13 protein-coding genes are annotated in these 12,667 nt (G+C 72.6%); 3 read left to right on the top strand and 10 right to left on the bottom strand.

The features are described from left to right. Window positions 1–79 precede the first annotated feature (79 nt). Window positions 80–1,993, top strand: coding sequence for an anthranilate synthase family protein (locus ACIBG6_RS25345; protein WP_399224849.1), 1,914 nt, complete (start codon window positions 80–82; stop codon window positions 1,991–1,993). On the opposite strand, the gene ACIBG6_RS25350 is transcribed toward ACIBG6_RS25345, so the two are convergent. The 4 genes from ACIBG6_RS25350 to ACIBG6_RS25365 form a co-directional block, all read right to left on the bottom strand. Next, window positions 1,990–2,994, bottom strand: coding sequence for a 2-hydroxyacid dehydrogenase (locus ACIBG6_RS25350; RefSeq protein ID WP_399224850.1), 1,005 nt, complete (start codon window positions 2,992–2,994; stop codon window positions 1,990–1,992). The two genes, ACIBG6_RS25345 and ACIBG6_RS25350, sit on opposite strands and share 4 nt — an antisense overlap. A gap of 92 nt (window positions 2,995–3,086) precedes the next feature. Beyond that, on the bottom strand, window positions 3,087–3,773 hold the full coding sequence (locus ACIBG6_RS25355; protein WP_399224851.1) for a response regulator: 687 nt from the start codon (window positions 3,771–3,773) through the stop codon (window positions 3,087–3,089). Then, window positions 3,770–4,984 (bottom strand): MacS family sensor histidine kinase, encoded by a 1,215-nt coding sequence (gene macS / locus ACIBG6_RS25360; protein ID WP_399224852.1) that lies wholly within the window; start codon window positions 4,982–4,984, stop codon window positions 3,770–3,772. The genes ACIBG6_RS25355 and macS overlap by 4 nt, the downstream gene beginning before the upstream one ends. Before the next feature lie 99 nt (window positions 4,985–5,083). Continuing rightward, complete coding sequence (locus ACIBG6_RS25365) at window positions 5,084–5,815, bottom strand: lysophospholipid acyltransferase family protein (RefSeq protein ID WP_399224853.1); 732 nt, start codon at window positions 5,813–5,815, stop codon at window positions 5,084–5,086. 177 nt (window positions 5,816–5,992) lie between these two features. On the opposite strand from ACIBG6_RS25365, the gene ACIBG6_RS25370 reads away from it, so the two are divergent. Both ACIBG6_RS25370 and ACIBG6_RS25375 read left to right on the top strand, forming a co-directional pair. Continuing rightward, window positions 5,993–6,775, top strand: coding sequence for an alpha/beta fold hydrolase (locus tag ACIBG6_RS25370; protein ID WP_329623965.1), 783 nt, complete (start codon window positions 5,993–5,995; stop codon window positions 6,773–6,775). After that, entirely contained in the window at window positions 6,768–7,553 is a 786-nt protein-coding gene (locus tag ACIBG6_RS25375; protein ID WP_399224855.1) for a hypothetical protein, read from the top strand. Before ACIBG6_RS25370 ends, ACIBG6_RS25375 begins: the two co-directional genes overlap by 8 nt. 17 nt (window positions 7,554–7,570) lie before the next feature. Here ACIBG6_RS25375 and ACIBG6_RS25380 read toward each other — a convergent pair whose 3' ends face one another. The 6 genes from ACIBG6_RS25380 to ACIBG6_RS25405 form a co-directional block, all read right to left on the bottom strand. Beyond that, window positions 7,571–8,314 (bottom strand): endonuclease/exonuclease/phosphatase family protein, encoded by a 744-nt coding sequence (locus ACIBG6_RS25380; protein ID WP_399224856.1) that lies wholly within the window; start codon window positions 8,312–8,314, stop codon window positions 7,571–7,573. Window positions 8,315–8,391: 77 nt separating this feature from the next. Further along, the gene (locus ACIBG6_RS25385) at window positions 8,392–9,333 is read right to left on the bottom strand and encodes an ROK family glucokinase (protein ID WP_317594344.1); all 942 of its coding nucleotides are present in this window, start codon (window positions 9,331–9,333) and stop codon (window positions 8,392–8,394) included. Window positions 9,334–9,423: 90 nt separating this feature from the next. Next, window positions 9,424–9,906, bottom strand: coding sequence for a DUF5304 domain-containing protein (locus ACIBG6_RS25390; protein WP_399224857.1), 483 nt, complete (start codon window positions 9,904–9,906; stop codon window positions 9,424–9,426). A 41-nt stretch (window positions 9,907–9,947) separates the two neighbouring features. After that, window positions 9,948–11,075 (bottom strand): ArsA-related P-loop ATPase, encoded by a 1,128-nt coding sequence (locus ACIBG6_RS25395; protein ID WP_399224858.1) that lies wholly within the window; start codon window positions 11,073–11,075, stop codon window positions 9,948–9,950. A 151-nt stretch (window positions 11,076–11,226) separates the two neighbouring features. Continuing rightward, entirely contained in the window at window positions 11,227–11,670 is a 444-nt protein-coding gene (locus ACIBG6_RS25400) for an SRPBCC family protein (protein ID WP_399224859.1), read from the bottom strand. Between the two features lie 106 nt (window positions 11,671–11,776). Further along, window positions 11,777–12,544 carry a metallophosphoesterase gene (locus tag ACIBG6_RS25405; RefSeq protein WP_399224861.1) on the bottom strand — a complete coding sequence of 256 codons (768 nt, stop codon included), beginning with the start codon at window positions 12,542–12,544 and terminating at the stop codon, window positions 11,777–11,779. Window positions 12,545–12,667 lie beyond the last annotated feature (123 nt).

Here is a 12,667-nt window from a genome sequence, read left to right on the forward strand (position 1 = left end):
AGGCCGCCCGAGGGGCGGCCTTTTCTCGTACCCGGGCCGTTCCTCTCCGTACTCCCTCCGGAAGGAACCGACCCACCCCATGGACCTCTCCCGTCTCCTGGACGACTCCTGCCCGCCCTTCGCCCTGCTGCGCAGGCGCACCCCCGGCCGTGACCACGACACCGTCGAGGTGCTGATCGGCCGGGTCCACGAGGCCGAGCGCCTCGCCGAGCTGCCCGTGGGCCCGCTGCCGACGCTCGCGCTCGTGCCCTTCCGGCAGATCCGGGAGCGCGGCTTCGACGTGCGGGACGACGGCACCCCGCTCTCCGTGCTCGTCGCGGACGAGGTGTACGAGATGCCGCTCGGGGAGGCGCTCGCACAGCTGCCCGCGCACGACGTGACCGTCGAGGGCGGCCGGTTCGACGTCTCCGACCAGGAGTACGCCGGGACCGTGCGCCGGGTCATCGACGAGGAGATCGGCTCGGGCGAGGGCGCGAACTTCGTCATCCGGCGCACCTACACCGGCGAGATCCCGGGCTTCGGGCGGGCCGACGCCCTCGCCCTGTTCCGGCGGCTCCTCGCGGGCGAGCGGGGCGCGTACTGGACGTTCGTCGTGCACACCGGCGACCGGACGCTCGTCGGGGCGAGCCCCGAGGTGCACGTGCGGATGACGGGCGGCACGGTCGTGATGAACCCGATCAGCGGCACGTACCGCTACCCGGCCGGCGCCGCGCCGACCCCCGAGGACCTGCTCGCCTTCCTCGCCGACCGCAAGGAGACCGAGGAGCTCTCCATGGTGGTGGACGAGGAGCTGAAGATGATGTGCACGGTGGGCGACATGGGCGGGGTCGTGATCGGCCCGCGGCTGAAGGAGATGGCCCATCTCGCGCACACCGAGTACGAGTTGCGGGGCCGTTCCACGCTGGACGTGCGGGAGGTGCTGCGGGAGACGATGTTCGCGGCGACCGTGACCGGGTCTCCGGTGCAGAACGCCTGCCGGGTGATCGAGCGTCACGAGGCCGGCGGGCGCGGCTACTACGCGGGGGCGCTCGCCCTGCTCGGTACGGACGAGAACGGGGCGCAGACGCTGGACTCGCCCATCCTGATCCGTACCGCGGACATCTCCTCGGACGGGAGGCTGCGGGTGCCGGTCGGGGCGACCCTCGTCCGGCACTCCGACCCCGCCGGCGAGGTCGCCGAGACCCACGCCAAGGCGGCCGGCGTGCTGACCGCGCTCGGGGTGCGGGAAGGCCGGCCGGCGGCGGACGCGACGGCTCCGGCGCCCGCGCGCCTGGCCGACGATCCGCGCGTACGGGCCGCTCTGGACGCGCGGCGGGCCGATCTGGCGCCGTTCTGGCTGACGATGCAGATTGGGGTCTCCCCTGCTCGAACGGAGTTGAGAGCTTGGGGAAGGTCGGCGGAGCTGTCCGGGCACGCGCTGGTGATCGACGCCGAGGACACGTTCACGGCGATGCTCGCGCACGTCCTGCGCTCCTCGGGCCTCGAGGTGTCCGTCCTGCGCTACGACGAGCCGGGGCTGCGGGAACTGGCCCTCGCCCACGAGGGGCCGGTGGTGCTCGGTCCCGGGCCTGGCGACCCCGCGGACGCCGCCGACCCGAAGATGCGCTTCCTGCGCGGCCTGACGGCGGAGCTGGTGCGGGACCACCGGCACGGGCTGCTCGGGGTGTGCCTGGGGCACGAGCTGATCGCCGCGGAGCTGGGCCTGGAGATCGTCCGCAAGCGGACCCCGTTCCAGGGGGCCCAGTTGCGGATCGACCTGTTCGGGCAGGAGCAGACGGTCGGCTTCTACAACAGCTTCACGGCCCGCTGCGACGACCGGGCGGCGACGGAGCTCGCCCTGCACCGGATCGAGGTCAGCCGGGACCCGGAGACAAACGAGGTCCACGCGCTGCGCGGACCGGGCTTCGCGGGGGTGCAGTTCCACCCCGAGTCGGTGCTGACGACGGAGGGGGCCGCGCTGACGGCCTCGCTGCTCGCCGGAGTGCTGGTCTAGGCGGTCTGGACCCTGGGTACCAGGACGTTCTCGCTGCGCCGCCCGGCGGTGTAGTCGAGGACGTTCCGGACCGTGGTGTCGATGATCTGGCCGACGGCGTCGACCGTGTAGTACGCCTGGTGGGAGGTGACCACCACGTTCGGGAAGGTGACGAGGCGGGCCAGGGTGTCGTCCTCGACGATCTCCAGGGACTTGTCGAGGAAGAAGAGCCCGGCCTCCGCCTCGTACACGTCCAGGCCGACACCGGTGAAGCGGCCCGTCCTGAGCTCGGCGACCAGGGCCTCGGTGTCGATGAGACCGCCGCGGCTGGAGTTCACCAGGATCACGTCGTCCTTCATCGCCCGGAGGGCGTCGGCGTCGATGAGGTGATGGGTGGACGGGAGCAGCGGCACGTGCAGGCTGATGAGGTCGGCCTCGGCGAAGAGCCGCTCCTTGTCCACGTACTCCATGCCCAGCGCGAGGCAGACCGGGTTCTCGGCGACGTCCCAGCCGAGCAGGTTCATGCCGAAGCCCTCGGCGATCCGGGTGAAGGCCTCGCCGATCTTGCCGGTGCCGAGGACGCCGACGGTACGGCCCCTCAGGTCACGGCCCATCAGTCCGTCGAGGCGGAAGTCGAAGTCGCGGGTCCGGTTGGAGGCGCGGACGATCCGGCGATTGACGGCCATCGCGAGCGTCCAGGCGAACTCGGCGACGGAGTACGGGGAGTAGTACGAGACCCGGGCGACGGTGAGGCCGAGGCGCTCGGCGACCTCCAGGTCGATGTTGTTGAAGCCCGTGGAGCGCTGGGCGATCATCTGGGTGCCGCCGGCGGCGAGGGTCTGCAGGACCCTGTGGTCGAGGATGGCGTTGACGCTGGTGGAGATGATCTCGTAGCCGGCTGCGATCGGCGCGGTGTCCGGGGTGAGGAACACCTCCAGGCAGCGGACGTCGTGGTGCCCGTCGAACGCCTTCTCGATCAGAGGCTTCTCGTCCGCCTGCACGCCGAATGCCAGGATTTCCACGGATTTCCCCTAGAAGCGGTGATGGGCCGGATATGCGCGGTCTTCGCGAATATACGGCCCATCAGGTCCCCGCGCCCGGCGCGGGGCACTTCTCAGGCGTCGTCGAGCCCGCGCTCGATGGCGTACCGGACGAGCTCCACCCGGTTGTGGAGCTGGAGCTTGCCGAGCGTGTTCTGGACGTGGTTCTGGACCGTGCGGTGCGAGATCACCAGGCGCTCGGCGATCTGCTTGTAGCTGAGCCCCTTGGCGACGAGCCGCAGGACCTCCGTCTCGCGCTCGGTCAGCTGCGGGGCCTTCGGCTCGTCGGCGCCGGCCGCCGGGGCGGGCTCGGAGGCGAGCCTGCGGTACTCGCCGAGGACCAGACCGGCGAGACCGGGGGTGAAGACGGGGTCGCCGACGGCCGTCCGCCGCACGGCGTCGATCAGCTCCGCCGTACTGGCCGACTTGAGCAGGTAGCCGGTGGCACCGGACTTGACCGCCTCCAGGACGTCGGCGTGCTCGCCGCTCGCCGAGAGGACGAGGACCCGCAGCGCCGGCTGCGCGCCGACGAGCTCCTTGCAGACCTGGACGCCCGGCTTGACCGGCAGGTTCAGGTCCAGGACGAGGACGTCGGGGCCGGTCGCCGTGGCCCGGCGCACGGCCTGCTCGCCGTCGCCCGCCGTGGCGATCACGTCGAAGCCCGCCTCCGCGAGGTCGCGGGCGACCGCGTCCCGCCACATCGGGTGGTCGTCGACGACCATCACCCTGATCCGCTGCCGGTCGGCCTGCTGCTCGCTCATCTTTCCTGTCCTGCCTTCCCCCGTGGAACCGTCAACTCGACTTCCGTGCCCTGCCCCGGGACCGAGATCAGCTCGGCCGATCCGCCCAGGTCCCGCAGTCTGCCCCGGATGGAGAGGGCGACCCCCATCCGGCCCTCGCCCTCGGCCTGCGCGAGGCGGCCCTCCGGGATGCCGGGGCCGTCGTCCCGGACGGTGACGATCACCTCGTCCGTCCAGTCCTCGACCAGGATCCAGGCCTGGGCTTCCTCGCCCGCGTGCACCCGGACATTGTCCAGGGCGGCGCCGACGGCGGCGGCCAGCTCCCGGGCGGCGGGCGGCGGCAGGAGCACCGGCGCGCCCGGCTCGGAGAGGGTGACCCGGGCCCCGGCGCGCGGGGCGAGCAGGAGGCGCAGGTCGACGGGGGTGTCCTCGTCGGGCTCGTCGTCCACCTCGACGACCCGGACCACGGCCCCCTCCGACTCGTCCTCCGAGACCAGGCTGGGCCGGGCGAGACCGCCCGCGACGAGCGTACGGAGCGCGACTTCCTGCTCCCCCGCCATCCGGCCGAGCTCGGCGGCCTCGCCGCCCAGCGCCGTGCCGCGCCGCTGCACCATCGCGAGGACCTGGAGGACGCTGTCGTGGATGTCCCGGGCGAGCCGTTCGCGCTCCCGCGTCGCGGCCTCGATCTCCAGGGCGCGGGCGAGGGTGCGCTCGGAGGCGCGGGCCACCTCGACGACGTATCCGATGGCGATGGAGGCCACCCAGACGAGCAGCACGTTGTGGAGGGTGTCCCGGCTGGGGTCGCCGCGCTCGACGATGTTGGCGACGGCGACCAGGGAGGAGGCGACTCCGGCCCAGCGCCAGCCGCCCTTGATCGCGAACGCGAGGACGGAGCCGGCGGTCCATATCGACGGCAGGGTGGGGCCGTCGACCGTCTGGGCGTGGGCGTCGGCGAGCGGGGTGAGCAGGATGCCGACGAGGGCGACGGTGAGGTCGGCGCCGAGGAAGCGCTTGGTGCAGCTGGCCGCGTTCGCCACCCTGGGGAGGGTCGCGAGGGTCCAGACGCACATCACCGCCAGATAGACGACGGCGATCCAGGGCCGCTCGTACCGCTCCCGCCCGAAGGCGAAGAGCAGGACCGCGTAGATCATCGTCAGGACGCGGTAGCCGGTCAGCGCCCGCCACAACGGCTGCTCGACCGACATGCGCACGACACGCTCGCGCTTGGCCATCTCCCCCACCACCCCCGGACACCCCTAGGGGGTGTCTTGGCCCGGTCCGCATGTGCGCGCCGGTCTGCTTGCACGCCGGTCCGCCACGCGCCGGTCCGCTTACGCCCCGGACTCTTCCCGCGCCGCGATCTCGGCCTTGACGGCCTCCTTCGCCGCCTTCTCCGCGTCCGCGATCTGCCGCTTGGCGGCGGTCGCGTAGATGTCGACGTACTCCTGGCCGGACAGCTTCATGATCTCGTACATGACCTCGTCGGTCACCGAGCGGAGGATGAAGCGGTCCGCCTCCATGCCCTGGTAGCGGGTGAAGTCCAGCGGCTTGCCGATCCGGATCCCCGGGCGCATCAGCTTGGGGACGACCTTGCCGGGCGGCTGGATCTTCTCCGTGTCGATCATCGCGACCGGGATCACGGGCGCGCCGGTGGCCAGGGCCACCCGGGCCAGACCGCCGGGCTTGCCCCGGTACAGCCGGCCGTCGGGCGAACGGGTGCCCTCGGGGTAGATCCCGAAGAGCCCGCCCTTCTCGACGACCTCGATGCCGGCCTTGATCGCCGCCTCGCCGGCGCCGCGGGCGCCCGAACGGTCGACCGGGAGCTGGCCGACGCCCTTGAAGAACGCGGCGGTGAGCTTGCCCTTCACCCCCGGAGAGGTGAAGTACTCGGCCTTCGCGATGAACGTGACCTTGCGGTCGAGGACGGCGGGGAGGAAGAAGGAGTCGGAGAAGGAGAGGTGGTTGCTCGCCAGGATCGCGGGACCCTCGGCCGGAATGTTCTCCAATCCCTCGACCCAGGGTCGGAAGGCAAGCTTCAGGGACCCTCCGATGGAGAACTTCATTGCGCCGTAGATCAACTCGCCATGCCTTCCGTGTGCCGTGGCGACGACTTTATCCCGTACCTGTCCACGGCCCCCGCTACGGCCCTGGTCGGTGTCGGTCCGGTCGCGTACCGTGAAGGTCCTTCCCCATTTTCCGTCGCTTCGGCGCACCCGAAGTCGAACGAACAGGAGACCCCGGTGCCGGTCCTTCCCGGAGCCGAGCCGTACCGCCACGAAGGCGGAGAGGTCGGCGTCCTTCTCTGTCACGGATTCACCGGTTCCCCGCAGTCGATGCGCCCGTGGGCCGAGTATCTGGCCGGCCGCGGGCTCACCGTGTCACTGCCCCTGCTGCCGGGCCACGGCACCCGCTGGGAGGACCTCCAGCTCACCACCTGGCGCGACTGGTACGCGGAGGTGGACCGGGCCCTGCGCGAGCTCCTGGACCGGTGCGAGACCGTCTTCGTCATGGGCCTCTCCATGGGCGGGGCGCTCACGCTGCGGCTGGCCGCCCAGCACGGTGACGCGGTGCGGGGCATCGTCCTCGTCAACCCGGGCAACAAGGTGCACGGCCTGGCGGCGCACGCGCTGCCGGTCGCCCGGCACCTGGTCCGCACGACGAGCGGCATCGCGAGCGACATCGCCAAGGAGGGCGTGACGGAGGTCGGCTACGACCGCGTCCCGCTGCACGCCGCGCACTCGCTGCGCCAGTTCTTCCGCACGGTGGACGCGGAGCTCCCGCAGGTCACGCAGCCGCTGGTGGTGCTGCACAGCCCGCAGGACCACGTGGTCCCGCCGGCCGACTCGGCCCGCGTCCTGAGCCGTGTCTCCTCGACGGACGTCCGGGAGATCCTGCTGGAACAGAGCTACCACGTCGCGACGTTGGACCATGACGCGGAGCGGATCTTCGAGGAGAGCTGGGCGTTCGTCGAGCGCCTCGCCCCGAGTCCGGTCGACGGGAAGAGGAGCAGCAGCGGTGGCTGATCAGCAGGACGGCGGCGAGCGGGAGCCGCAGCCCATCGACGAGGAAGCGGCGTGGGCCGCGATCGTCGCCGGGTACGGGGACGAGCCCGCGGATCCGCCGGGGGCGAGGCCGTACCGGCCGATCGAGAACCTCGCGCTGCCCGAACCGGAGGACGAGCCGGCGGACGAGCCGACGAAGCCGGACGCCAAGACGGGGACGGGTACGGGGACGGGGAAGGGGACTCCTGCCGGATCCGGAGCCGCCGAAACCGAAGCCCAAGCCGACGCCGCCTCGGGAGCCGACTCCGGTTCCGGTCCCGGTTCCGGTTCCGGAGCGGACACCGCGCCGGGGCCCGCGTCCGGCAGCGAATCCGGTACCGGGACGGACGGCGAGGCCTCGCCCGATGCCGACCGGAAGCCGGAGGCCGGAGCGGAGAAGCCCGCGCTGGGCAGCTCCGTCGTCTTCGCGCCCGGGGTGCGCCCGAGCGGCCCGCGGGACTATTCCCCGGCCGAGCCGGAGCAGGGCCCGGACGGCTCCGAGGAGGGACACTTCGTCCCGCCGGAGCCCCCGCCGCTGCCGGAGGCGGACGCGACGACCAAGTTCGCCTGGCTGGGCGTGGTCGGCGGTCCGGTGCTGATGCTGGTGGCCGTCCTGTTCCAGTGGGACATGACCTGGTGGCTGACGACGCTCTGCGTGGGCGGCTTCCTCGGCGGCTTCGCGACCCTGGTCGCGCGCATGAAGCACGACGACGATGACGACGACGGCTTCGGCGACCCGGGCCGCGGCGCGGTCGTGTAGACCCCCGAGCCCCACTTCTACGAAGCAGGCACACGGACCGCCGCCAACACAGGGAGGTGGTCCGTCGCCGTTCTCAGGTCTTCGGGGTCGAGGTGGGGTGGGACGCCGCAGCCGAGGAACTCGATGCCCGGGGTGGCCAGGATCGCGTCGATGCGCTGGTGCGGGTCGGCGGGGGTCGAGGTGTACTCGCCGCCCCAGGGACTGACCGCCCAGCCGTCCCGGAGCTCCGTCGCGAGCCGGGTGAAGGCGGGGCCGCAGGGTCGTTCGTTGAGGTCCCCGGCCACGAGGGCGTACGGGGTGCCCAGTGCGCCGACCCGGTCGAGGACCATCCCGGCCTGTGCGTACCGCTCGTCCTTCCGCAGGCTCAGGTGGCAGCTGATCAGCCCGACCCTGGCCCCGGCGAAGCGGACGACGGCGGTCGCGAGGCCGCGGCGGTGCAGGCCGGGGGTGAGCGGCAGCAGCACGTCCTCGGTGCGTTCCACGGTGGCCCGCAGGGAGCAGAGGATCATCGGTCCGGCCGCGGTGGCGCCGCCGCTCAGCATGACGAGCTCGCTCTTGGCGGCGAGCCGGGCCGCGTGCTTGCGCCAGCGGAAGAAGCGCGGGGCCTCCTGGACGAAGACGAGGTCCGGGGCGCAGGCGCGGATCACCCGGGCGAGGGCGTCCTCGTCGTCGCGCATCGAGCGGACGTTGTAGCTCAGCACCCGGAGGACGGCCGAACCGTCCGCTTCGGTGCGGGAGTTGGGCAGCTCGCTGATCGCCATGACAGCCAACATACGACGACCGCCCGCCGTGTCCCAGAGGACGCGGCGGGCGGTCGTCGTATGCCTTCGTACGGGTGTCAGCCCTGGCGGGCCAGGTCCGCCGCGCCGACCAGGCCGGCCTTGTTGCCGAGCTGGGCCGCGAGGACCTGCGCGTGCGGACGCCACTGGCCGCCGATCAGCCAGCGCCGGAAGGACTTCCGGATCGGGTCGAGGACGAGGTCGCCCTCGTCCGAGACGCCGCCGCCGACGATGAACGCCGAGGGGTCGAAGAGCGAGGCCAGGTCGGCGAGACCGGCGCCGGCCCAGCGGGCCAGCTCGCGGAAGGAGTCGACGGCGACCGGGTCACCGGCGCGCGCCGCCTGGCTGACGTGCTTGCCCTCGATGCCCTCCGGGGTGCCGTCGCCGAGGCCCAGCAGGACCTTGGCGCGCTCCGGGGTGGCGTTGGCGCGCTGCTTGGCGTACCGGACGAGCGCGCGCCCGGAGGCGTACTGCTCCCAGCAGCCCTGGCTGCCGCAGCCGCACAGCAGACCGTCCGGGACGACCCGGATGTGGCCGAACTCGGCGGCCACGCCGAAGCGTCCGCGGCGCAGCTTGTTGCCGATGATGATGCCGCCGCCGAGGCCGGTGCCGAGGGTGATGCAGATGACGTCCTCGTGGCCCTGGCCGGCGCCGAACTTGTACTCGCCCCAGGCCGCCGCGTTGGCGTCGTTCTCGACGACGACGGGGAGGCCGACCCGCTGCTCGACCTTGTCCTTCAGCGGCTCGTGCCGCCAGTCGATGTTCGGCGCGAAGAGGACGGTGGCGCGCTTGTCGTCGACGTAGCCGGCGGCACCGATGCCCACGGCCTCGATCACGTGGCCCTTGCCCGCCTCGGAGACGGCGGCGCTGATCGCGTCGACGATGCCCTCGGGGGTCGGCGGGGTGGGCACCTTGTGCGTGTCGAGGATGTTGCCCTCCTCGTCGACCACGCCGGCCGCGATCTTCGTGCCGCCGATGTCGACGCCGATGGTGAGTCCCATGTGTCCCTCAGTTTTCGGTCGAGCCCCGCTACGGCCCACCGTACCCGAGGGGAGGGGTCGTCCCGATCAGTCCCGATCAGTCGGTCCCGATCAGTCGAGGTCGATGTGCTGGCCCGTACCGGGGCCTTCGTCGTCGCGGCGCGGCTTCTCCTCGCCGTCACCCTTACCGTCGGTTTCGGTGTCGGCCTCGCGGCGCGGATCGTCCTCGGCGACGGTCCCGCCGCGGGTCCAGCGGGTCTCGTGGCCCTCGACGGCGGAGCGGTAGGCGGCGAGCAGTTCGTTCCCGGCGGCGGCGAGGTGGTCGAAGACCTGCGGGTTGCGCTCGATGACGGGCTCGACGACGGCCTTCGCCTGGCTGACGACCTGCTTGACGGTCTCGCCGCTGATGCCGCCGAGTCCGCCCAGGAGCGGGCCTCCGAGTCCCCCGGCGACCTTGTCGGCGACGGCGTCGAAGAGCTTGCGGAGCTCCTCGGCGGCCGAGCCGGGCTCGGTGCCGCGCTCCGCACGGCGGCGGGCCTTCTCCGCCTCCAGGTCCTCGGCGCACGCCTTGGCCCAGGCATCCGAATCGCTCATGGCGTACTCCTCAATGGCTGGTACTTCGACGGTACACGCCCTCAGGGGGTACGTGGCCAGAGTCCCGGGTCCGGGGTGAAGCGCACCCTGAGGTCCCCGTCGACGAGCCCCGCGCCGGTCACGGTGCAGCGGCGCAGGACGGACGGCAGGGGCAGGTGGCGGCGGAACGGGCCGACGGTCAGGAGCAGTTCGTCGCCGCGGCGGACGAGGGCGAGCTCCTCCTTGACGGCGCCGGGCAGGGCGATGTGCCAGACGAGTACGCCGTCCTCCTCCCGCCGGTCCTCGACCTCACGGCCGGGTACGGGGGTGAGAGGGGCGTGCGGGACGGGCGCCAGGAGGGCGAGGTCCTCGGCGCCGCGGGGGTCGCGTCCGAGGTGCGGCAGCTCGTGGACGATGCCGGCGGCGGTACGGAGCTCCTCCAGGTGCCGGTGCTGCTGGGCGGTGAGCCCGGCGAGCCAGGGGTCCTCGGAGTCGGCGGGGAGCAGCCGGTTGGCGACGACGGCGTCGAGGGCGAGGCCCTGGAGGGCGAGGCCGAGCCGGGCGGTGCGCAGGGCGCGGACGGCGGCGGGTCCGGGTTCGAGGACGAGGCGGACGCGGGTGGTGGGGGCGTCGACGACGGCCTGGGCGGCGGCGAGCTCGGCCTCCCAGCGGGCGGTGGTCTCGTACAGCCACTGCGCGGGCATGGGGACCCCGGCGAGCTGGGCGAGCATCGGGCGCAGCGCGCGAGCGGCCTGCCGTTCGGCGGGCAGGAGGCGGCGCAGATAGCGGCGGAGCTGCTCGGGCAGGGCGAGGAGGGCGAGGGCCTCGGGGAGCGGGGGCAGGTCGACGACGGCGAGGTCGTGCTCGCCGTCGGCGGCGTCGCGCAGGGCCCTCAGGAGGGCGAACTGGCGGCTGCCGGGGAGTTCGGTGAGCTCGGCGTCCTCGAAGGGCGCGGCGCCGAGGAGGTCGAGGGCGGCGCCGGAGCGGGCCTGGAGCGCGAGGAACTCGCGGCGGAAGTCCGCGGCGGGATCGGGGCGCAGGACCCGGAGACCGCCGCCGCTCAGGAGCGGGTCGGCGTCCTCGGAGACGAGCAGGACCCGGCGCCCCGCCCGCGCCTCGGCGAGGGCGGTCGCGGCGGCGACGGTGGTACGGCCGGCGCCGCCGAGGCCGGTGACAAGGATGATCCGCATGCGCGGGAACGTTACCGCCCCGCCAAGCTGGTGGTGCGGCTGGGCTCAAGGGGCGGAGGCGCCCGCAAGGGCGCCGGTCCGTGTGCCCACCCTCCCCCAGAGGGGGCACCCCCAGCCCTGCGGGACGATCGCCCCCACGGACCGGGGGGCGCTACGCGCCGGATTCGACGCGCTTCTTCAGGCCGGCCAGGGCGCGGTCGATGATGACCTTCTCGGCCTTGCGCTTGATCATGCCGAGCATGGGGATCTTGACGTCGACGGTCAGCTGGTACGTGACCTCGGTGCGGGCGCCGCCGCCGAGCGCGGCGAGCCGGTAGGAGCCGTCGAGGGAGCGGAGCATCTGGGACTTGACCAGGGTCCAGCTGACCTCGTCGGCGCCGGTCCAGGTGTACGCCAGGGTGTGGTCGTCCTTGATGGCGCCGGCGTCGAGGAGCAGCCGGACCTTCTCCGCGCGGCCGGAGGCGTCCGTCTCCAGGACCTCGGCCTCCTTCACCTCGCCCGTCCACTCCGGGTAGCGGGCGAAGTCGGCGATCACACCCATGACGTCGGCCGGCGCCGCCTCGATGGTGATGCTCGAGCTGGTGTGTTCGGCCATCGCGGTGGCTCCTCCACTGTGCGGTCCGGCGAGAACTAGAGGAAAACAGGGGCACAGACGTACAGATGTGCCGTCGGAAGGCTATCGCGCCGCGACTCCGCGCCCGTCACCACTCCAGGGCGAAGGGCCTGCCGGTCGACGCGAAGTGGCCGACGTTGACGCACTCGGTCGCGGCGATCCGCATCCGCCGGGCGAGCGGCTGGTGGACGTGGCCGAAGAGGGCGTACCGGGGCCGGGTGCGCCGGATCGCGTCGAGCAGGGCGCGGCTGCCGCGCTCGAAGCGGCGGGCCACCGTGTCGTACGTCAGTTCCGGCACGTCCGGCGGGATGTGGGAGCAGAGGATGTCGACGTCCCCGAGGGCCTCGACCTTGGCGGCGTACTCCTCGTCCGAGATCTCGTACGGGGTGCGCATCGGGGTGCGCAGCCCGCCGCCGACGAAGCCGACGGTGAGGCCGCCGAGCTCGACGCGCTGCCCGTCGAGGACGGTCGTGCCCGGCCCGGCGAACTCGGGCCAGAGCCGGGGGATGTCGACGTTCCCGTAGGTGGCGTACGTCGGGGTGGGGAAGGCGGCGAAGAGTTCGGCGTACTGGCGGCGCACGGCGGCCTCGATGGCGGTTTCGCGGTCGACGTCGAGCTCGGCCCAGAGGCGGCGGCCCAGGTCACGGGCCTCGTCGAAGCGGCGGGCGGTGCGCAGTTCCACGAGCCGGTCGGCGTTCTCGACGCCGAAGAGGTCGGGGAAGATCCCGCGGCCGTGGTCGGCGTAGTCGAGGAAGAGGACCAGGTCCCCCAGACATATGAGGGCGTCGGCGCCCTCCCCCGCCGTGGCGAGGTCTCCGGCGTTGCCGTGCACGTCACTGACCACATGGACTCGCATGCGCTCACCTTAGGGGGTGTCACCTGCGGTTACTTCCGAGTCGGGAAACCTGTGGATTACTGTGCGCACAGCACCGTCATGCATGTGTGACGCACGGAACATCTGGCCGGGACCCCCTATCGG

Source organism: Streptomyces sp. NPDC050842 (assembly GCF_044456565.1).
Classification (GTDB): Bacteria; Actinomycetota; Actinomycetes; order Streptomycetales; family Streptomycetaceae; genus Streptomyces.